We start from the raw sequence: 23,169 nt of genomic DNA on the forward strand, positions 1-23,169 counted from the left end.
CGAAAAGGGTAAAGGGGGTGACTCGGCCGGGCATGGTAGCTGGGGTGGAAGCGGCGGCTGGGGTGCTGGCGGCGGTGGCGGCGGCGGCGGTGGCGATGATGAAGATAGTCCGGGAAAGGGAGAACGCGGCAGTGGCGGTAGCGGTGGTGCTGGCGGCACGTTTGGTAGTGCTGGCGGCTCCGGCAACTCGGGCAATAACGAAGATGGGGGCGGCAATCGTGTCGGCGGTCGTGGCGGCGGTGGCGCGGGTGTCGGCGGTGCGGTCTTCGTCAGTGGCGGCAGCCTGTTTTTGATTAATAGCAGCTTTTCCGGGAATAGCGTTTCCGGGGGGACGGGGGCTTGGAACGGGAGCGGTGTTTACGCCGACCTGTACGAGTACGGCGGGACGGCCTTACAACTCGGCTCGACTTACAATGGCTCGCAAGTCTACGGTTTGGAGTCGATGACGAAGCCGACGGTTAGCTTGGGGAATATTGTCAACCTCACGGAAAATGGGACCAACGGCAGCATTACCCTCAACCTGAATAATAGTTTTCCCGGTCGGTTAACAGTGCCGTTTTCCCTGGGAGGAACGGCAACCAGCGGCAGCGACTACCAGTTGCAATACAACGGTGTGGCTCTTAATGGTTCTGTGACGATTCCTGCCAATACGACGAGTCTTGCCATCAATGTCGTTCCCGTCAACGACACTACCTACGATCCCAACGAGACGATTCAGTTTTCCCTCTCCAACAGCAGCATCTACAATCTGGGAACCAGCACCAAGACGCTGACCCTCGAAGACAACGAACCCACCATTAGCATTGCTGCGAGTCCGGCAACCGTCACCGAAGGCAGTAACGCTTCGTTTGTCATTACCCTGGATAAACCCGCCCCCCATAACTTCACCATTCCCTACACGGCCGGCGGGACGGCAACGGCGGGGAACGACGAGGATTACGCCCCCCTCACCGGGACGATTAGCGTCGCCCAAGGAGAAAGGAGCAAAACGATCGCCATCAACACCATCGAGAATACCCAACTCGATGGCGACAAAACGCTCGCCATTACCCTGGGGAACTCGGTAAACGGCGCGGGTAGAGACTATAACATCGGCACGGGTAGCGCAACGCTGACGATCGCCGATAATGAAGTGGCTCCCACCGTAACGATTGCCAGCGTCACCGCCCCCCAAGAAGGCAGCACTAAAGCCAAATTCCGCGTCCAACTCAGTTCGCTAGCATTGGGGAACGAAACCTCCGGGGGGCAGCAAGGTACCTATTTTTACTACAACCTTATCGCCGGAACGGCAACCTCGGGGACGGACTTTTCCGATACCAACGCCCCGGCCGGTCGCGTCTTCATTGCCGATAACGCGACATCGGCAGAGGTCGAAATCGATATTCCCGACGACCTCATCTACGAACCCGGCGGCGAAACCTTCAGCGTCAATCTCACCAGTCATCCCACGAACGCGGCTCTCTACACCCTCAGTGGTACTCAGTCGGTTGATTTCACGATCGCCGACAACGATGAGATTCCCGTCGCCACCCTCCAACAGGTCAGCAACCCCACAGAAGATGGGGAAGTACCCGGTCAATTTAAAGTCAATTTGGCGACGGTTGCCCTCGACGGTGGGGTGAATATCGGCTACGAAGTCGTCACCGGAAGCAGCAGTGCGACTAGCGGCGATGATTTTGCCGTCCTCAGCGGGACGGTGAATATCCCCGAAGGCACCACGACGGTGGATATTCCCATCAATCCCGTAGACGATGCCATTTACGACCCCAACGAAACCATTACCGTGCGCCTCTTTGAGGCCAGTGGCGGCGAACTCTACACCGTGGGGGACAGTAACGAAATCCAGTTTACGATCGGCGAGAACGACCATTTATATACCGTCAGTATCCAACCGAGTACCAATGCCAGCGAAGACGGGACGTTGGGCGCTTTCCTCATCACCCTAGACCAAGCCGCCCACGAAGAGATTACGATCGCCTATACCCTCTCCGACAGCAGCAACGCCATCTCCGGCACCGACTTTACCCCCATTTCCGGTCGCGTCACCGTCGCCAAAGGTCAAACCACGGCATCGATTCAAGTTCAAGCCCAGGATAACCAAATTTCCGAGGGCGATCGCTCCTTGGTTTTGGCCCTCGATCCTCAGTCTCCCACCCTAGTTATCCAACCCGATAACAACTACCAAGCCGATCCCAACGCCCAAACGGCGACCATTACCATCCAAGATAACGATACGGCCGGCGTGCGCCTCACGGCCTTGGGCAATACCACCAGCGAGAAAGGAACGACCGCAGAGGTGGAAGTGCGCTTAGAAACCCAACCCACCGCCCCGGTCACGGTAACGCTAACCTCTAGTAACGGGAACGAAGCCCTCCTCGTCAACGGCGGGACGCTAGGGGCATCCGCTGCGGTGACGTTTGCCCCCGAAGAATGGCAAACTGCTAAAACCGTCACGGTGCAGGGTCTCGACGACATCGCCGAAGATGGCGATATTTCCTACAACTTGGTGTCGAGTATTACCAGCGACGATACCCGCTACGCCAGTCTCCCTTCAGAATCTGTCAGCCTCACCAACCTCGACGACGACGGTTACAGCTTGTTGGTCTCCACTCCCAATCGGATTGCTGAAGGAAGTAGCACCACCTATACCCTGCAACTGACGAAAGCCCCTGATGTTGCGATTCCCGTCGAAGTCGTCGCCGACACCCAAACCCAGGTCAGTCTCGACGGCGCGACGTTTGCCAGCAGCGTTATCGTCAACCTAGCAGATACCGCCACAAAAGGTATCTACGTTCGGGCGATCGACGATACCGACGTGGAAGGACTGCACGGGGGCACCATTACCCACCGGATTCTCGACCACAGCGATCCCAACTATCCCAAACAAACGGAAGTCTCCCCGGCGGTGTTGACCATCGAAGATAACGACAGTCCCACTGCCCGCATCCTTGCCGCCGAAGCTGCCAGCGAAGAAAGCATTATCGCCGGACGGTTCTCCCTCGCCCTCGACCAACCCGCCCCGGCTGGGGGAGTGACGGTCAACTACACGGTGACGGCGGGCAATGCCACCGCAGGAGATGACTACACCACCCTCACCGGATCGGTATTCGTTGCTGAAGGGTCTACGGGGGCGGATATCACCGTGAATCCCATTCAAGACAACCTCGTTGAAGCCGGTGGGGAAACCATTAGCGTGACCCTCGACGGCGGCACCGGTTACACCGTCGATACTGCCAATGCCAGCCAAACCGTCACGATCTACGATGACGACATCGCCGGAGTGCGCGTTCGCCAGTCGGGGAACACCACCCGAGTTTTAGAAGGGATTGCCGGTGACAGCTATACCATCGAACTCACCAGCCAACCGGTAGACGACGTTACCATCAACCTGAATACCAACGGCGAGGTGACACCGGACAAAAACACCGTTACCTTTACCCCCGCCAACTGGAACGTTCCCCAAACGGTAACGCTGCCGCAAATCGACAATCAAACGGTAGAAGGCGATCGTACCCAAACCATTACCCATACCGTCAGCAGCAACGATGCCAACTACAACGGTTTGGCGATCGATCCGGTGGAGATGCAAATTATCGATAACGATATCCCCGGCATTCAAGTCCGCCAAAGTGGCTTTACCACCCAGGTGACGGAAAATGGGGCGATCGATAGCTACACCATCGTCCTGGAGAGTGCCCCCCTCAACCCCGTCACCATCGACCTCGCCAGCAGCGCCAACCCGGTAACTCAACCCCTAACTGAGGACGTGGAACTCAGCTTTGACAGCAACTCCCTCACCTTCGACGACACCAACTGGAACCAGCCGCAAACGGTGACGGTGACGGCGGTCAACGACGATATCGACGCACACGATCGCACCGCCACGATTGCCCACACCGTCCGCAGCGCCGATAGCAACTACGATGGTTGGGCGATCGTCGATATTCCCGTGGCAATTACCGAAGATGAGACGACGGGGATTTCCATTTTGGGGACGGGCTCGCAAACCTATGTCATCGAGGGTGACGGCAACCCCGACTTCATTAATGTCACCATGGCCTCCCGACCCATTGCCGATGTCACGATTGCTTTCAATACCGGCGAAGACCTCGAACCGATTCCCGATTTAGTCGTGACGTCGGACAACTGGGCGGACACCTTTAGTATTCCCGTCTTCGGTCTGCGAGACACCTTTGCAGAAGACCCCGAAAGCTTCGATCTCAGCTTTACCGCGACCAGTACCGACCCCAACTACAATGGGTTGGAGATTATCCCGGTTCCAGTGACGATCGCCGATGCCCAACTCGACAGCAGCCAGGTGGCAAGCGGGATGGGAACGGTTCTCGACGAAATCGACGGCTTGCTGACCCAACAACTCAACGCGATCGAATTACCCCTGGTGGGTTCCCTGGCCGAGTACGCGCCGGACTTCATCGGTACGTTCCGCGATTTCCTGATTGCCGAACTCGAAGCGGGAGGTCAGGCCACGGCAACTAAAGTCAGCACAATTATCCAAAACGCGATTCAAAAGGCCTTCGATACCGTCGGGCTTGACACGGAAGTGGGGGTCGATATCGCCATCGGTTTGGACGAAACGACCTTCGACATCAGCATCGGCAACACCTACGAACTCAAGACCAGTCTCGATGCCGACCTGGGGATTCCCGCCTTGGGATTGCAAGTTGAGGGGGAAGCCATCACCAGTTTCGAGTACAACCTGGGTCTGGGCATCGGTTGGAGCAACGATTTCGGCTTCTTCGTCAATACCGACTCTACCGAGGTCAGGGCTTCGGTGGGGGTCGATCTCAACGAAGACTTCAACGCCACCGGCAACCTGGGATTCCTGCAAATCGATGCCGCGAACAATCCCGACGACCCCACCGGTGCGGGAGTGGACTTAAGGGTTGGCCTCAACGACCTCGATAATACCCCGGAAATTCAATTCCTCGATACCGACGGCAGCGGCGCGTGGGAAACTGGAGAACCGATCGTCCAACAAAACGCCGACGGTACGTTTCCCGACTTACCCGTTGTGGGACGCTACGACCGCAACCGCAACGGTAAGTACGACGAGGACGAAGGGGAAATCCTCACTGAAGCAGCCCCGGACGACGAAAACCGCCTCACCCTCTCGGAACTCTCTCGGGATTTCGCCCTCAAGGATTTATTCAACCCCACCCTCGAAGCCGGGGCGAACCTCGGTTTCAATGTCGCCACCAGTCTCGAAGGGAGTACCGTACTGCCCCAGTTCCTGTTCGATCTCAACGTCGATTGGGAAGCCCTCAGTTACAAAAACGGGACGTTTACCGGGCCGCAAGTTCCGGAAGTGGCTTTCGATAACCTGCGCGTCGATGCGGGTAGTTTCGTTAGCGACTTTGCCAAGCCGGTGTTTGGCAAAATCAACGAAGTGGTCGATCCTCTGCGTCCGGTACTCGACTTCTTGCAACAAGACATCCCCTTCTTCTCTTCTCTAGGGGTAAACACGCTCTTCGGCAAACCCCTCGATAACGATGGCGATGGCAATGTTTCCCTCCTCGATCTCGTCGCCGTCCTGCCCCAAAACAAAGTCAACGTCCAACCGTTTATCGAGGCGGTAAAAACCATCGATCGCATCAGCGGCTTAATCGATGAAATTGCCAATACCGAAGGCAATTACGTGGTGGATCTCGGTTCCTTCGATCTCGCTCTGCCGGATTTGGGCAAAGGGTTCGAGGTGCCTTCCTTTGACGACATCAACAGTGGGGTCGAAAATACGGCTCCGTCGATCGAAGTGCCCAGTACCGATGCGGTGAAATCGGCACTGCCCAAAGTGTCAGCGCTGCCGGTGGAAAGTCAACTCAGCACCTCCACCACCGGATCGCCCAAAGAACTCTTCGACGCGATTCGCAACGATAGCACCCTGGAATTCCCCATCCTCACCGACCCGATGGCGGCGCTCGATCTTTTGTTGGGTAAGGAAGATGTTTCCCTGTTCACCTACGATTTGCCTGCCTTAGAATTGGGGGCGAGCTTTAGCACCTCGTTCCCCGTTTGGGTGGGACCGCCGACGATTGCCCTCAACTTTGGCGGCGATATCGGTGTCGGGGCAGACCTGGCATTTGGTTTCGATACCCAAGGCTTCTTCAACTGGTCCCAAGCCAACTTCGCGCCCGAGGCGAGTTTTATGGTGTTGGATGGCTTCTATGTCAGCGACACCGAAAATGCCGACGGGACGGGGGCGGATGTAGACGAGTTCTACGGAAGCCTAGGTTTAGAAATGGGTCTGTCGGCCGGGCTGAGTCTCGGGGTTGCCAAAATCGAAGCCTACGCCCAGGGCGGCTTGCGCGGTGATTTGGGCATCGACTTCCGGGATACCGGGGAAAGTGCGGGTACCGCAGATGGCAAAATTCGGGCGATTTCCGAAATTGGGGCCAACATCCTCCAACCCTGGCAACTGTTCAACCTCTACGGGGCGCTGACGGCTTCGGCACAGGTGGGAATTCGCGGCGAGTTTCTCGGATTTGAGAGCGAGCTCTACTCGGTAGACTTCGGACCCTATACCCTTGCCGAGTTCGAATACGGCGAAAATGGCTTCAGCGTCGCCACGGCTTTCGACGGTCCGATTGCCGGGGGTACGGTCTTCTTCGATACCAACTTCAACGGCATTCAAGACCCGAGCGAACCGTTTACGATTACCCGCCAGAACGGTCGATACGAACTGGCGATTCCCTTGGAAATTTACGATACCAACGGCAACGGACAAATCGACCTGGCTGAAGGTCAAGTGGTCGTCACCGAGGGGGTGGATACGGACACCTACCAAGACCAGCGCTTCGATTTTGTCACCTCACCCCAGTGGGATGTGGCATCGCCCCTGACGATGCTGGCACTGAAACTCGAACCTGCCAACCCCGAAACGGTGGAAGCTCAAATCGAGCAAGCATTGGAATTGCCAACCGGTTTCAACCTCGACGGGGACAGTCCCCTAGCCGGTATTCGCGCCGGAGATGACAACGCGGCCACGGTATTCCGCGCCCAAGGGCAACTGCAAAACTTGCTAATTTTCGGGGTCAACAGTTTGGTTCCCCAAACCGTGGAGGGAGAGGAAACCGAGAATCTCGACGATCGCCAAAACCAGGCCGCATCGGCGATCGTGTCCCAAATTGTCGATCGGGTTCGGGCAGGGGAAACCGTCAACTTCACCGACGCGGCCCAATTGCGATCGATCGTCGAAGGGGCTGCCGCCCAGTTGGGAGTCACCCCGGTGGAACTGGATACGGCAATAACGGCGTTAGGCGATCGCAATAGTGCCATTGCCACCGTCACCGATAGCGGAGAAACGGCCCGAGAAGCCATTGCCGCCCAAATCGCCTTCGAACTGGCCGACATCAGCTACGGTAACATCCTCGAATCTCCCTGGACGGCGTTAATCCGGGCTGGGGTTCGAGAACCCGATACCCAAAGCGCGATCGCCACGATTTCGCAGGCGTTCGACCTACCAACCGACGAGATCGAAAGCTTCGATCCCTTCGTGGAAATGGCGAAAGGCGATATTCGCGGGTTGGAAATGTATGCCAAACAGGTTCAAATTAACGCCACCCTCACCCAACTCGCCGACATCATTATCGGTTTGGATGTAGACAACGCAGAAACGACCGTCGTCGATGCGTTGGTGGCATCCCTGAAAACCGGTCGGTCTTTTGCTAACTTGGGCGACTCGGCAACCATTGCCGCCCTACTCGATGAGGTTGCACCTTCCCTCGCGGACATCCTGGTGGAAGGACTCGCCTCTGTCATTGCCCAAAGCAACGCCAAAATTAACGAAATCGTCGATCGCGCCGATAGCAACAGCGACTTGCAAAGCCTGCGAACGGAGATTGCCCGCGAGCAAACCATTGCCCAGGGAATTCAATCTCAACTCCTGCAATCGGTGGCGTTGGGCGAAATCGATCTCGATCGACTCGAAGCCTTGCGGGAACTGAACGTGGAGTTGGATATCGGCATCAATATCGAACACGTCATCGAAGGAACCGATGGAGACGACACCCTAATTGGAGACGATCGCAACGAAGCGATTACCGCCTTTGCGGGTAACGACCTGGTACGAACCGGTGGCGGTGACAACATCGCTTACGGAAATCAGGGGAACGACACCCTCGAAGGGGGCGATGGCAGCGACATCCTTTCCGGCGGCCGCGACGATGACCTGATTCTCACCGGTAACGGCTACAATTACGCCTTTGGAAATAAAGGAAGCGATCGCATTGAAGGGGGTGAAGCAATCGACTTCTTCTATGGGGGTCAGGATAACGACACCCTTCGGGGCAATGCCGGTGACGATTGGCTGCTGGGCGATAAGGGCGACGACCGGGTTGAAGGGGGTGACGGCAACGATCTGATTGCCGGAGGTGCAGGCGCTGACACCCTCGACGGGGGGAACGATGATGACTTTATTTTTGGAAACAAAGGAGGGGATCTCATTGATGGCGGGAACGGCAACGACACGATCGCCGCTGGAAAAGATGACGATTCTGTATCCGGTAGCGCTGGTGATGACTGGCTATTTGGCAATATCGGAAACGACGCGCTAGATGGTGGCGAGGGCAACGACACCATTGCTGCCGGTCAGGATAATGACTGGCTGTTGGGGAATGTCGGGGATGACGTACTCTACGGCAATCTCGGCAACGATCTCCTTTACGGGGCCGACGGAAACGACACCCTCGCTGGGGGCAAAGATGATGATTTTGCCGCTGGCGAACTCGGAAACGATGCAGTGTTCGGCAATATCGGCAACGACACCCTCGATGGGGGCGAGGGCAACGACTACCTCGGCGGCGGTCAAGATAACGATCGGGTTAACGGCGGTCTGGGCGACGATACCCTCTCCGGCGACTTGGGCGACGACAGCTTAACCGGAGGGGGCGGCAGCGATCGCTTTATCCTAACCCCGGACACCGGCAACGACATCATCGCCGACTTTACCGATGGCGCAGACTTGCTGGCGGTTTCCCCTGACTTGCTCGCAGACATTCAACAGCGTCCGGCAATTGCGGTGGATACCCCCGACGGGGCGAAAATCGAACTCGGTAGCGGTTCGGTACTGCTGCCTGGAGTCGCTGCGGGGGCGATTGACTCTAGCGATTTCGTTAGCTTAGTCTAAAGGCACAACACCGATACAACCAAGATGGCGGCGGTTCTCTCTAGGGAACTGCCGCCATTTTTCGATTGGATTTTTTGTAATGCGGACGAAAGGACTTGAACCTTCACGTCTTGCGACACTAGAACCTAAATCTAGCGCGTCTACCAATTCCGCCACGTCCGCAAGATTACGTCAATTTTACTATTATACCAAAGCAGTGTCCGGATGGGAGGGGTTCGAGCGAGAAAAATTCCTTCGTTGCCCAACACATTGAATTCGCGATCGCGAATAGACATCTCCAGAAATAAAAAACAGAATCAATTTTGATGCCGAATCGATTCCATTCCCCATTCCCCATTCCCCACCAGAAGTCTAAAGTCTAATACGATCGATCGCGCTTGAGCATCAAACTGGCGCTCGCAATGCCAACTATTGCGAGTCCGGCCATCAGGTAAAAGGTATAGGTATAAGTGCCGAACATATCTCGAATGCGTCCGGTGGCGAACGTTCCGATTAAAGCTCCGACACCATAGGCGGTGAACACAATGCCGTAATTTTGTGCGTATCGCTCGGGGTTGAAGAACCGCAGAGCGATCGTGGGAGCCATGGCTAACCAGCCTCCCAAGCAAAACCAAAAGAGGCAAAAAGCAACCAGGTAGGTAGCAACTTGTCCCTCTCGGGCATTTACCATCAGCACGCAGGCAATAAGGGTGAGGGTGTAGGAGGCGATCGCCACGTAATGAGGCTTAAAGCGATCGCTCAACCAGCCAAACAGCGGACGACTGATGCCATTAAACAGCGCAAATAGAGATACGCTATAGGCTGCCACGGCTGGCTCGATCTCGATGACCTCTTCTCCCACGGGACTGGAAATCCCAATGGCACTCAACCCAACCGACGTGCCAATCCCATAGCAAAGCCACAGACCGTAAAACGCTCGACTCTTAAACAAATGGGTCGGGTAGGTTCGGGTTGGGGTTGCGGTGGCGTTCGCGCTCTGTTGGCGGGGAGACCAGCCTGGGGGTGGTAATTTGAGGGCGAGGGCGATCGCTAAAATAATCACCGTAAAGGCGATCCCAAAAATTCTGAGGGTCGGTCTGACGGTGTAGGCACCAATCAATCGATCGGCTAGGGGAGCGGTAATCAGCGGCGATAGCCCAAACCCGATAATGGTCAGACCCACCGCTAAGCCTTTGCGATCGGGAAACCATCGAGAAACCACTACCATCGGCACCCCATAAGCAATTCCCACCCCCGTCCCCGCAATAACGCCATAGGTGACGCTCAGCATTCCAATCTGGGTGGCAAAGCTCGAAAGAACGTAGCCCACGCCAACGATAATCCCTCCGATGGCCGTCGTGACTCGGGTGCCGATCCGGGGAATGTAAAAACCCGTCAGCGGCATCAAGGCCGCATAGAAAACCAGTACCAAGGTATAGGGGAGTAAACTTTCAGTGGCGCTAATGTTGAGTTCGGCTTCTAACGGTTTTCTAAAAATACTCCAAGAATAAACACTGCCCAGGCAAAGCAAAACGATTGTTCCCAAAGGAATCAACAGCCATCTGCCCCGGTCTGCGGGTAGACCGAATACAGTCGTTTCTGGCTCGTGAGGGATGGTACTCATCGGTGATAATCGCCGCGATCGTGTCTGAATGAATTGGTCAACATTCTCATGTTGAAATTCTAATGTTGAATTTACGGCTCGATCGTAGCCGGGCGAACTTTATCGCAACCGCCATAGGAGTGAGGACGCGGGTGAAGGTGAGCTGAGGTCTGGAGGTCGTGGCGTAAGATTGGTATGTGCGCACCCAGCGTGCCAATGCCCAGTCATCGCAATGACGATCGAAATTTCAGATGGTCCGACCTAAATCCCCGATCTTCAAACGAGGATTGCAGTTGATGTTACTCGTTGCGATCGCCCTCGGCATCACCTTCGCGGTGGGGAACTCGATGAGATTGCGCGATTCGGCTTCTGGGGATGTCGATGCCTTTCTAGTTCTAGGCGGCAGCATCCAGCGAGAGATTCACGTCGCCCGCCTCGCCACCGAGTACCCCGATATCCCGATCCTGATTTCCAAAGGGTCTGACGAGCCCTGCATCCTGTTAATTTTCCAGCGAGAAAAAGCAGCGATCGAAAATGTGTGGTTGGAAAATTGCGCCAACTCCACCTTTGGCAACTTCTACTTCACCCAACCAATTCTCCAACGGTGGGGCATTCGCCGCCTGAAGCTGATTACCTCCCCATCCCATCTCCCCAGGGCAAAATGGCTGGCACAAATTATCCTCGGTTCCCACGGCATTTGGGTGGAAACGGATTTAGTGGATGAAACCGGGGTTCCCGGCAATCGAGAATCTTTACTCAAAACCCTCGTCGATACCTTTCGGGGTTTCCTATGGGCGGGAATTTCCCAAGTTTACGCCCCAACTTGCACCAATCTCAAACCTCTCGCCCAGGTGAATTTAGACCAGTGGCGGCAGCGAGAATTCAAATGCGAGCATCAGGGGGGATTGGATACCAATTTTTGAAGATTTCGGAGACAAGCAACCCCCAGAATCTGCCGATGTGTCGTAGACTACAGCTAGTTTGAATGTCAGTTCGGAATCGGAAGTTTCGGGTGAGCGTAGGGTGTGGGGTGTCGGGTGTGGGGAAATGGGCGATCGAATCCCAAGTGAGTGCCTCCGATCCCGTTCTCCCTGTGTGCTTCGACTCCTTCCCACACAATGTGCTAACCAACATCAGAGCTTTAACCCGTACTGGCGTTCGTTTGAATCTCGATCGTGTAAACATCTGCGTGCCAATCTCGCTGTCAGAATAACTCCGCCCTGAAAGGGACGGAGGCAAGGGTCGCCAACCAACTACCGGAATCTGACTACACCGTAGAGCCTAATCCTGGCACGTACTTCCGGATATTTCGCCAGTCCGGACTATCTACAAACCTCTGTTGTGAGGTGTGGGGTAACGCCCAGACATCTTGGATTAGGTGGTGGAGGCGACGACGCTTCTTGAAAAATTGCTCTACTTGCTGCAATTTTCCAAAGGCGGCAAGCGGCGGAAGTATGGAGGGACGACAACCCGACACGGGGTTCGCAAGGGGGATTACGTGGAAGCCACCCGCGCGGGAAAGGTTTATCGGGGTTGGGTAAGTGGTGGCACGGTTACCCAAGTGTCGGTTAGCGATATCGACTGGAAACGAATCGGACAATTCTCAGCCCGTAAAGTCCGAATTCTCTCTCGTGCAAACGGGCTACTTGTAAAGCCGTCCTAAAAGCGCGCGAGGCACGGCGAGGTTTCCTCGCCATGTGCAATCGCGTAAGAAGGACGGGGTTTCAAACCCAGTATTTCGATGAAACGGAGACAATTTTTCAGCCATGCCGCCGTCGGTGCTGCCGGGGCCGCCACCTTAGCCGCTTGCGGCAGTGCTACGGATTCGGGAGGTTCCGGGGCATCCCTACCCACCGTGCGTTGGAAAATGGCAACGAGTTGGCCCACCTCTCTCGATACGATTTTTGGGGGGGCACAAACGGTGTGCGATCGCGTTGCCCAGATGACGGACGGACGGTTTAGCATTACCCCCTACGCTGCCGGAGAAGTGGTCCCAGCCACAGAAGTACTCGATGCCGTTCAGGGGGGAACGGTGCAAGCCGGCCATACCGCCAGCTACTATTACATCGGCAAAAATCCCGCTCTCGCCTTTGCCACCTCGATTCCCTTCGGTTTGAACGCCCAACAGCAAAATGCGTGGCTGTACCACGGCGGCGGCTTGGAAGCGATCCAACGGATTTACGCCGATTTCAACGTCATCAGCTTTCCGGCGGGAAATACCGGCACGCAGATGGGGGGCTGGTTCAAGCAGGAGATTAAAACCCCTGGGGACTTGAATGGGTTGAAAATGCGCATTCCCGGATTGGGGGGCAAAGTGATGACTCGTTTGGGGGTGAACGCTCAAGTCCTCCCTGGCGGTGAGATTTTCTTGGCCCTAGAACGAGGGGCGATCGATGCCGCAGAATGGGTGGGGCCCTACGATGATGAAAAACTGGGATTGCACAAAGCCGCACAGTTTTATTACTATCCCGGTTGGTGGGAACCGGGGGCAACTTTAGATGTGTTGGTGAATCTAAATCAGTGGAATCAACTTCCCTCGGAATATCAACAAGTTTTCCGTACCGCCGCTTACGAAGCCAACATCAATATGCTCGCCCAGTACGATGCCCGCAACGGTGCCGCCCTGAAACGGTTGGTGGGTGAAGGGGTCAAATTAACGCCCTACAGCCCGGAAATTTTAGCAGCCGCCCAGAAAGCCTCGGCGGAGTTATTGGAGGAAAATGCCAATGAGGATGGCATTTTTAAAGAGGTTTACGAGCAGTGGAAAGGGTTCCGAGATGAGATTTATCAGTGGAATCGAACTAACGAATTGAGCTTTGCCAATTTTGTCACCACCTCCACGCAATCGTGAAGGAGGGCAGAGGATCTGTAGGGGCAAAGCATTTGAGCGATTACAGTCTGCTCAAACGAAACCTCACATATCCAAATGCTTCGCCCTTCTTGGCGATAACTCCTAAGATTCATCGCACTTTCGATCGAAAATTCGGGGACGGTGGGCAGTAGAAGATTGTCCAAGATAAATCCCCTCGCGAAAAACTGCCCACCCTACAGATTTCTAACCCTATTCCCCATTCCCCATTCTACGGATAAGCAAAGTAAAAACTTTCCGAAGTCGGTTGAGTCGAAACCGCAATTAACTGCGAGGCAATTTTCGCCCGTAACGGTGCGGCTTCTTCCCGATTCAACCACTCAAACAACTTTGAGAGGGCTTCGGGAGACGAATCGATCTTCAGGGCTTCTTGCAGCAAGCGAAATGCCCCGTCGATATTCCCAGCTTTGAGGGGGAGTAACAGGTGTTCCAGACAATAGTTGAAATAGTGGTTGCGGGCACTTTGGGTAATCATGTCTCGATGTTCGACGGGCAAATATCGTTGAGAAATTTCAATCCCCAATCGAATTGAAGTTGCCTGTGCCCCGGATACCAGCAATTCGCTGGTCATATTATTCGGATGCTGGCGGTAGCGGGCGAGAATTTCCCCTTCGTACCACCAGTCGTAGAACGATGCAATCCGCTTGTAGAGTTCCCAATCGGGGGTATAGGTATTATCGGGATCGTAACCGCCGAGGCGTTCGTGGGTTTCCCGACGAATGAGAACGGCGCAGGGGTTGAGGAGGTTGGACTTGCCGATTTTGTGCAGCCAATCCGGGTGAACGCCGGAGTTTTCGCCGTAGACTTGTTGGGAGAAAATCACCCGGCCGCGATCGTCGATATTTTCGTAGCCGGTGAAAGCCGCCCCCACAGAATCGGGACAGGCTTCGAGACTTTTTTGGAGTTTGGCATAAAAACCGGGCAGTACGTATTCATCCTCGGGCAACACGTGAATCCACTGGCCGCGACTGAGGGCGATTCCCAGGTTGAAATTGCGCCGCGCGCCGATATTTTCCGGATTGCGATAGTAGCGGACGATGCCACCGCCGATCGCCTCTACCCAGTTCCACAAAGGCGGATCGCTGGCATTGTCCATCACCAGAATTTCCATCTCCTCGTTCCCCTGCCACTGCGCCAAGACGCTGGCAAAACATTCGAGTAGGTAGTGGGTGCGATTGTAGAGGGGAATAATCACCGTCCAGAAGGGTCGCTTTTGTGTGGGTGATGCCACCGGAGGCGTACCGGGGAAGCTGTAGCCGCCGAGGGTGAATTTCCCGAGTTCGATTTGGGGGGGTTGACGATCTTCTGCCGGGGTTGCCGTTGGAGTGTAGGCGGCGATCGCCTCCGCATAGCGGGGGTTGACGCGCTTGAGTCCCTCCCGATAGGCGGCGACGGCTTCACAGAGTTGGTTTTGGGTTTGGTACAGCTTGCCCACATGGAGGTAGGTTTGTCCGTCATCGCTATCTAGTTCTAGGACGGTTTGGTAGGACTCAATCGCCTCTTGAAACTGCCCCTGACTTTGGAGAATCTCCCCCAGGCGGCGATGAGCGATCGCTAATTCTCGGTTGAGGGCGATCGCTTGTCGATAGTATGCTGCCGCCGTTTGCAAATCTCCCCCCTGCTGGCAAGTACGACCCAAATCGCAGTTGAGTTGGGCGTAATGGGGGTATCGTTCCGCAGGCAGTTCCCCCCGTTCGTACCGGGCATTAGCGAGGCTGACATCGGCGGCAGTGCAATCCCCATCGAGTTCCAGGGCTTTTTGGTAGGATGCGATCGCCCCTTCCCAGTTTCCTTGCTGTTGGAGGGCGTAACCCAGGTTATTGCGGAGATTGGCGCAATCCCCCCCCAGTTCGATCGCCCGTTGGTAACACTCGACGGCTTCGGCGAATTGACCCTGGGTTTGCCGCAAATTGGCCAAACTCACCCAAGATCGGACTGAATTTGGCGAATGGGCGATCGCGCTTTCGAGTAACTCCCCAGCCGCCTGATACCGACCGCATTGCTGGGCGAGAATCCCCAGTCCGTGCAGGGCTTCCGGTCGATCGGGCTGTTTTGCCAAAATCTGGCGATAGAGTTTTTCAGCTTGGTTAAACCGTTGATTTTGATGGTGGCGAACGGCGATTTGCAAGGCTTCTGATAGTGTTTTCATGGATGACTCCGGCGATCGGTTTGAATATTTTTTTGACGTGTTGAGGTGTTTAGGGCACTGCGAAAGTCAATGAGAGTGGAGGGCAAAGCATTTGGATAGATTAGGTTTCGTGTTTACCATCATTCATCGCCCAAATGCTTGTGCCCCTACGGCCGACTAATCCATCTCTCTCGGACTGTGAAGCGAGGTGCGATCGTCGCCAATTTTTTCCGAGACGGTGCGCGATAGAAACGCTTCCAGGGCACGAACGGGTTTAAGATCGTTGTAAACTCGGTGTTTGTTAGCAGCAATTTTTTGAGCGATCTGTTGGCGATATTCCCGGTTGCGTCCCAATCGAACGGCTAGATTGACGTAATCTTCTTTATCCGTTGCAATAGTTTCGTCAAGATCCATCATTTTCAGAATCGCCGAGGTATGGCGACCGCGCATCAAATCCCCAGGAAGGGTGACAATTGGCAAATTGTGGTTGAGAGATTCGAGGGTGGAATTGCAACCCGACCAGCCGATACTATCGAGAAAGACATCGGAAATCGCACTCATCCCCGCGAAAAGTTTCGCTTTCATTCGGGGGAGAAATATACAGTATTGGGTTGCATCCAAACCGAATTCTGCAAACGCGCGTTGCAGGCGTTGGTAAAAGATATCGGTGACGTATTGACCCCGACCGTATTGAATAAAGAGAAACTTTGCCGTGGGTAGCAATCGGGCAATCTTGGGGAAAATATCGTCGTGTTGGGGTAAATATTTATAGATCGACTGACAGCACCAAAAGAGAGTCTCGCTTTCTTGCACTCCAATATCCGATCGAGAAACGGGAGTGGGAAGAATATTGAAGGGGGGATAAAAAATCGATAGATTCGGCAAGCGCACCACTTCTTCGGTATAGTTTTCCGCTGCATTTTCCGGTTCCATCAAATCACTACTCAGGTAATAGTCGATCGTCGGTAAACCGCTGGTTTGCGGATGTCCCCAAGAGGTCATTTGAATGGGGGCAAGTCGCAAACATCCCAGTTGCAGAGTGGTGGAATGCATCCCAAATTCAGGAAAAATAAGAACGTGCAATCGATCGCCTTCAATTTCTCGACACCACTGTTCTAAAGACCGGTTGCCCATCTCAAATTTTTCCAAAGAGCGAGCGGCAATTTTCGTATAGGAATCTTGTTTGAGATCGCAGTAGTAGCCAAAGAGTTCAAAACGGCTTCGATCGATATTTTCCACCCAACCCTGAATTGGGATTTTCCAATTAGAATGACTGTAGAAAAATGCCGACACAATGCCTACCCGAATTTTCTCACCATTTTTCAACGGAGGAAGTTCGGGGGGTTGACTCCATTGCGGATATCGCGATTGCATTAACGAGACGATCGCCCGCCCGTACATTTGTTGCAATGGGCGATCGTTTAATCCTTGATAAGCTAGATAAAAGGGCTGAGATGCACCCACACCATCGGCATAAATCGCCCGCTCTTCAGGAGTTGCCGATTGATAGCGATCGACTAAAGATTGTAAGTATTGAGTGTAACTTTTGCGGCGTCGATCGATTTCCTCAACACTGGCATAAACAATGGGAATTTGATTACTTAGAATTCCAAATCTCGGACGCTCGAAATCCGGTTTAATTTCAATGGCTTTTTCGTAAGCTTCAATCGCTTCCAATCGTTTTCCTTTTTCTTTGAAAAGGTTTCCTAAATTACTATATGCCTCATAATAAGTCGGATTGAGTTCGATTGCTTGTTGATAAGCTTCTATTGCTTCACTATATTGCTTATTTTTTGCCAGGGCATTCCCTAAATTATAATAACCAAATGCTCCATTTTTTCTTAGCTCAATCACCTGTTTATACGCCTGAATTGCATGTTTGAACTGACCGGATTCGATGAAGGCTTTCCCTAAGTAATTATAAGTATTTAACGCCACTGAGTGCGGTGGATTGAAGCTTAAAACTTGTTGATAGGCTTCGATCGCATCTTGATATCGATTCGAGTAGCGAAACAAATACAAATCCCCTAATGCACCATAAGCCATCATGCGATCGGGTTGAATTTGGAGTATTTGTCGATACAAAGATTCGGCGCGATCGAGTTGACCCTTTCTCTGAGCAATGAGAGCGAGTAGGGTTAAAGTATCGATATTCTTAGGATTTTGATGAAGAATCAGCTCGGAGAGGGTTTCCGCCTCTGTTAAATGTCCCTGGCGATATTTTTGAATGGCAGATTCAATTGAGTTTTCTAGAATCAACATAAAATTTTATTATTTATGTTTGTCTGTATATTTTCTTACGTTTTTGAAAAAAAAATTAAAACTTTATTTTTTTTGTAACTCCCTCGCCTTCCTTTTGAATGATTTGGAATTGGAAATTTCTATCGAACGTGATGTATTTTTTTTATTAAACTAAAAAACTAAAACGTTCGAGTGCCATTTTGGCAGTAAATTACTATAAAAAAAGCAGTACTGTATCTCAGTACTGCCGAGTATTAGGAGTAGAATTTTGATGGAAATCGTTCTCAAATCACCAAGTATCGATCGGATCGCCTCCTTCTTCACCAATAGCCAATGTTGTCACATCCGGCGGTCCGATGGGTTTTGGAGGAATCGGCCAGGGAATAGGTTTGGGTAATGGCTTGGGATATTCATCAATGGGAAATGGTAACGGATAAGGCGGAAAAATCGGACGTGGGTAGTCCGGAAAATCTCCGCCTTCTTCACCAAATGCCATGCTCGTATAAATCGAAAGTCCGCCGCCCACTTGTTCGGCTTCCTCATCGGAAATGGGTTCTTCAAAATCCAGATCGACGGACTCTATTTCTTCTGGATTTAAGTCAAAGGGATGACGCATAGTATTCTCCTATGGCGTTAATTGACCTGAATTCAAATAAGTCGCAGACTAATACGAATTCTATGTATTTGTGTCGATCGATAGCATAATTTGAATTTCTTCTGTTGTGTTGCCATTCTGGCATGATTCTCGAGGGTGAGTTGACAATTCGATAAATTTCCAGATCGAATTGTTGACGAACATGGCGATCTAGTAGAAAAAGTCCCGAATTAGCCGATTGCGCACGTATCCGATGGCTTCCCCCTCCCGTCCACGGCAGGGGGCTCTGTTGAGAGAACGATAAGATAATGTCGGATAGCAAAGGTCTCAGCTTAGGTTTCGGACGCTACATAATTGAGAGTTTTTAGAGTAATCGATTCCCTCTTTATTTTCTGAGACTCCTTTTCGCACTGCCACGCATCCTGGCTTTTCATCAGGTCAACTCACCGCTTCACCGGAAACCACCCGATCGCCCAACCGCCCCTTGCTAGTTCAACCCATTGCCATTAACTTGAATTTTAAATAGAAATTACTTGCATTAACACGCTAAGATAGTTCGGAGATTGGCGATAAAAGAGGCGATCGCTCGCGGGGTCGCCGAACGATGTATTTCGCAACCTTGAGATGAGTCCCATTCTCGGATTCGGGCTGGTCTTAAGTGCTTCGGATCGATCGGGTTCGTCGATCTTTCGGCGACCTAGAGTCTACCCAAGCCAATGCCAACCGCCATTGGGATCGCACCAAAACAATTGCCAAAATTTTCGAGTTGAGGAGTTCTGAGTCGATATGAAATGGATTAAGCACAGTTTTGTCGCAGTGGCTTCCGCTGCCTTTGCAGTCACTGTAGGCTGCACCCAACAACCCGCAGCTAACCAAGGGGAAACCGCAGATTCCGGGGAAAGCTCGGAGGAAGTCGTCAACGTCTACTCGTCGCGTCACTACGACAGCGATCGACCCCTGTACGATAATTTTACCGAGCAAACCGGCATTGACGTGAATCTCGTCGAAGGTAAAGGGGACGAACTCGTCGAACGGATTAAATCCGAAGGGGAAAATAGTCCTGCCGACGTTTTCATTACCGTGGATGCCGGTCGTCTGTGGCGGGCCCAGGAAGCGGAGATTCTGCAACCCATCGAGTCGGAAACCCTCGAAGCGGTCGTCCCCGAATACCTGCGCGACTCCGAGGGACGCTGGTTCGCACTCTCGAAGCGGGCGCGCATCGTGGTCTATAACAAAGAAACCGTCGATCCTGCGGAACTGACTTCCTACGAAGATTTGACCGATCCCAAGTGGCAGGGAAGAATCATCGTGCGATCGTCCAACAACATCTACAATCAATCCCTCGTCGGTGGACTTTTAGAAGCCAACGGCCCCGAAGCCACTGAAGAGTGGGCAAAAGGATTGGTTGCGAACTTTGCCCGTCCCCCGGAAGGTAACGATGTGGGTCAGGTTAAAGCCGTCGCCGATGGCGTCGCCGATTTAGCGATCGTCAATAGCTACTATGTTGCCCGTCTGGCCAATTCCGACGACCCCGAAGATCGGGCGGTCATCGAGAAAGTGGGAATGTTTTTCCCCAACCAAGACGGTCGCGGCACTCACATTAATATTAGCGGTGCTGGGGTGGTGGCGAATGCCCCGAACAAAGAAAATGCGATCGCCTTTATCGAGTATCTCCTCACCCCCGAAGTTCAAACCCAGTTTGCCAAAAATAATAACGAGTTTCCCGTGGTCGAAGGGGCCGAATTAGATAATGCCTATCTAGAAGAATTCGTTCCTTTCAAAGAAGACAGCCTCAACGCTGGCACCATCGGTAAAAATAATCCCGAGGCATTACAACTGATGGATCGGGCGGGGTGGAAGTAATTAACGCCATGTGCAACTTATACGATCCGAAACCTGACAGCACGGGGTAAAAGGGGAAAAGGGGGATTTTTCGACTCGCCGACCATCCTTTCGAGCGCTGAAAGTTTCACACCGCGTAAGTAATAAGTTTGAACTCAGTTTCAGTTTTGAGGATTCAAAAATGAGCTGGGTTCAAGCTTTTTTTTTGCGCCTACCACGCGTTCTCGGGTAGAAAAGTTCTTTTTATGATGAAGAAAATATACTCAGAACAAATGATGTTTCAGAAAAATGGGTCTTCTGCACCAACAGGCCAATCCAAGCTGCGAGTCTACCTCGATCGCCTGATTGCTGCCGGTAGTGCGATCGCCTTATTTGCCATCACCGGTTGTTCGAGTAGGGGTCAACGGCCGTTGACCCCTATCCAGCTCGATCGCGCTGCTACGTCCAACTTCGAGAAAGTGACGATCCTCGAAAACCTCGAACACCCCTGGAGTATTGCCTGGTTGCCCGATGGGGCGATGCTGATTACCGAGCGTCCCGGACGATTGCGGATCGCGCGCGATGGCGTTCTCGACCCCAATCCGATCGCCGGACTTCCCGAGATTTTCGCTGAGGGCCAGGGGGGTTTGATGGAAGTTTCCGTACACCCTCGCTTTGCCGAGAATCGCTGGATTTACCTCACCTATTCCCACGGGACGATCGATGCCAACCGCACCCGCATCGCCCGCGCCACCTTTGACGGCAATCGGCTGAGCAATGTGAAAGTGATTTTCGAGGTTTCCCAAACCAAACCCAGGGGGCAGCATTTCGGATCGCGGCTGGTATGGTTGCCCGATGGGACGCTGCTGGCGGCGATCGGCGACGGTGGCAATCCCCCCATCGAACTGGAGGGAGAACTGATTCGCCAGCAAGCCCAGAATCGCCGCAGCCATTTGGGGAAGGTAGTGCGACTCAACGATGACGGTTCGATCCCGTCGGATAATCCCTTTGTGGGGACCGAAGATGCCGATCCCGCCGTGTGGAGTTACGGTCATCGCAACATTCAAGGCCTGACCTTCGATCCGATCGCCGATCGAGTGTGGGCTAGCGAACATGGCGCGCGCGGGGGAGATGAAGTGAATTGGGTGCGAGGCGGGGAAAACTACGGCTGGCCCGTTGCCACCCACAGTCGGGAATATTCGGGCGGCTTGATTTCCCCAGAACAGTCGCTTCCAGGGATGGTCGATCCGAAGTTGATCTGGACTCCTTCAATTGCCCCATCGGGTTTAGCGTTCTACAGTAGCGATCGCTTTGAGGAGTGGCAAGGGGATTTATTTGCCGGGGGGTTGGTGTCCCAAGATGTTCGGCGCATCGAGTTGGATGAGGCGGGAAACGTTGTTGAGGAGGAGTCGATCTCGATCGGACAGCGAGTGCGGGATGTGCGTCAAGGGCCCGATGGTGGCTTATACGTTCTTACCGACGAACCGAACGGACAACTGATTCGTCTCAAATCTAGGACTGATAGCTGACCGCTAATCGCTGAATGCTGACCTCATAACATCGAATCGATAATCCGAATTTGCACCTTATTCACCTCATCGAGAACGTCAAATAATTCGATCGCATCTTTGGAATTTAAATGAAACGTCGAACCGGATGTGGGGCACTCAAAGGTAGCTTGGGTGACTTCCAATTCTTTGGTGCGGATACCATCAGTTTTGATGCTGGTTAACAGAACTCGCTTACCCAGATAAGGTGTAGATTCTGCGGACGTTTCATTTACCGTCCTGTCCTCACAAGTATAGGCTTGCTCCTCCTCCGGTTGAGCGCGAGTCAAAGGCGTACTCACCAAGACTTTATCGTAGGCAAGCTGAAAAGGCGGACGATAGAATGACGATCGATCGCGCAACGTCCCAATCAAAGGCAATTCGTTACACCCTTGAATCCGTTCTTGATAGGCTGCGAGAGTTTCTCCCTCCTCTTGTTCCGGGCATAAAGAGGCCAACGCCTCAACGGTGAGCTCGCCAATTTCCGCATCATCTTCCTCGGTTGGGGGAATCAGATATAACTGATACTCTTCGGCAAACCGTTTCGCCGTAGTGGCTTTCGTCGTTTCGTCTTCCCACATTTGGTTCATCAAACTGGGAAAAAATTCTAACTCCTCATTTTCCTCATCCATTAAAAACGCAACCGCTTCTTCCCGACTCGATTCCTCTTCAAAGATTTTTTCGAGGAGTTTCGGTAAAATCTTCGGAGAAATCCCGTCTTCATCGATGAGTTTGCTGGTGATATAGATTTGATTTTCTTCTGCTGCTAAAAAATCTTTTAAAAATCGATCGAGTTCCGGATTTTGTTTTTTGACCGCCCCTGGTTTGGGGAAATCGCCGTCTTTCGTTGTTGCACCCTCAACACTCGAAAAGTAAGGTCTGGCTAATGCACCGCCCAAAAAGCCTAAACCCAGCGTCAAAAGCCAAAAAATTGTCAGTACGATCCCATTGGGTTTGGGCATTGTCGTCCGTGGAGCCATAAAAACCGATCGATAGATGAACGAAGGCTATAGTTTGCCCGATCGTATTCTATGCGCCAAGTCGGATTCTGGAAAGAACGCCCAATTATAGTAGTTGCCATACCGGTGAGGACACAAGTAACCGTGGGCAACGCTAGCTCTCGGGGGTTTCGGAGGGTAATTCACAGTACATAGTGGGAGCATCTTGCTCCCATTTCTCCCGATGCTCCCATTTCTCCCGATGCTCCCATTTCTCCCGATGCTCCCATTTCTCCCGATGCTCCC

At 53.1% G+C, this 23,169-nt stretch carries 11 protein-coding genes and 1 tRNA gene; 6 read left to right on the top strand and 6 right to left on the bottom strand.

Features of this window, described 5'->3' with window-relative positions; translation table 11 throughout:
* On the top strand, window positions 1-9,142 hold a 9,142-nt coding region (locus tag AC2215_RS16025; protein WP_486810995.1), incomplete at its 5' end, for a Calx-beta domain-containing protein.
* An 80-nt stretch (window positions 9,143-9,222) separates the two neighbouring features.
* Here AC2215_RS16025 and AC2215_RS16030 read toward each other — a convergent pair.
* Window positions 9,223-9,304, bottom strand: a tRNA-Leu gene (locus AC2215_RS16030).
* A 196-nt stretch (window positions 9,305-9,500) separates the two neighbouring features.
* Window positions 9,501-10,745: an L-lactate MFS transporter gene (locus AC2215_RS16035; RefSeq protein ID WP_486810996.1), complete on the bottom strand. Its 1,245-nt coding sequence runs from the start codon at window positions 10,743-10,745 to the stop codon at window positions 9,501-9,503.
* A 230-nt stretch (window positions 10,746-10,975) separates the two neighbouring features.
* Here AC2215_RS16035 and AC2215_RS16040 point away from each other — a divergent pair, with 230 nt between their 5' ends.
* The 3 genes from AC2215_RS16040 (at window position 10,976) to AC2215_RS16050 (ending at window position 13,575) form a co-directional block, all read left to right on the top strand.
* Window positions 10,976-11,647 carry a YdcF family protein gene (locus tag AC2215_RS16040; protein WP_486810997.1) on the top strand — a complete coding sequence of 224 codons (672 nt, stop codon included), beginning with the start codon at window positions 10,976-10,978 and terminating at the stop codon, window positions 11,645-11,647.
* A 458-nt stretch (window positions 11,648-12,105) separates the two neighbouring features.
* Window positions 12,106-12,387, top strand: coding sequence for a hypothetical protein (locus AC2215_RS16045; RefSeq protein ID WP_486810998.1), 282 nt, complete (start codon window positions 12,106-12,108; stop codon window positions 12,385-12,387).
* Between the two features lie 78 nt (window positions 12,388-12,465).
* Window positions 12,466-13,575, top strand: coding sequence for a TRAP transporter substrate-binding protein (locus AC2215_RS16050; RefSeq protein WP_486810999.1), 1,110 nt, complete (start codon window positions 12,466-12,468; stop codon window positions 13,573-13,575).
* A gap of 229 nt (window positions 13,576-13,804) precedes the next feature.
* Here AC2215_RS16050 and AC2215_RS16055 read toward each other — a convergent pair whose 3' ends face one another.
* The 3 genes from AC2215_RS16055 to AC2215_RS16065 form a co-directional block, all read right to left on the bottom strand.
* The gene (locus tag AC2215_RS16055; RefSeq protein WP_486811000.1) at window positions 13,805-15,742 is read right to left on the bottom strand and encodes a tetratricopeptide repeat protein; all 1,938 of its coding nucleotides are present in this window, start codon (window positions 15,740-15,742) and stop codon (window positions 13,805-13,807) included.
* A 156-nt stretch (window positions 15,743-15,898) separates the two neighbouring features.
* The gene (locus AC2215_RS16060; RefSeq protein WP_486811001.1) at window positions 15,899-17,983 is read right to left on the bottom strand and encodes an O-linked N-acetylglucosamine transferase, SPINDLY family protein; all 2,085 of its coding nucleotides are present in this window, start codon (window positions 17,981-17,983) and stop codon (window positions 15,899-15,901) included.
* Window positions 17,984-18,251: 268 nt separating this feature from the next.
* On the bottom strand, window positions 18,252-18,578 hold the full coding sequence (locus tag AC2215_RS16065; RefSeq protein WP_486811002.1) for a hypothetical protein: 327 nt from the start codon (window positions 18,576-18,578) through the stop codon (window positions 18,252-18,254).
* A gap of 765 nt (window positions 18,579-19,343) precedes the next feature.
* Between AC2215_RS16065 and AC2215_RS16070 the strand changes: the two genes are divergently transcribed.
* Together AC2215_RS16070 and AC2215_RS16075 are read left to right on the top strand one after the other, a co-directional pair.
* Window positions 19,344-20,420 (top strand): Fe(3+) ABC transporter substrate-binding protein, encoded by a 1,077-nt coding sequence (locus AC2215_RS16070; RefSeq protein WP_486811003.1) that lies wholly within the window; start codon window positions 19,344-19,346, stop codon window positions 20,418-20,420.
* 224 nt (window positions 20,421-20,644) lie between these two features.
* Complete coding sequence (locus AC2215_RS16075) at window positions 20,645-21,907, top strand: PQQ-dependent sugar dehydrogenase (protein WP_486811004.1); 1,263 nt, start codon at window positions 20,645-20,647, stop codon at window positions 21,905-21,907.
* A gap of 23 nt (window positions 21,908-21,930) precedes the next feature.
* On the opposite strand, the gene AC2215_RS16080 is transcribed toward AC2215_RS16075, so the two are convergent.
* On the bottom strand, window positions 21,931-22,905 hold the full coding sequence (locus tag AC2215_RS16080; protein WP_486811005.1) for a hypothetical protein: 975 nt from the start codon (window positions 22,903-22,905) through the stop codon (window positions 21,931-21,933).
* Window positions 22,906-23,169 lie beyond the last annotated feature (264 nt).

The sequence above is a fragment of the Zarconia sp. genome, from assembly GCF_057467645.1.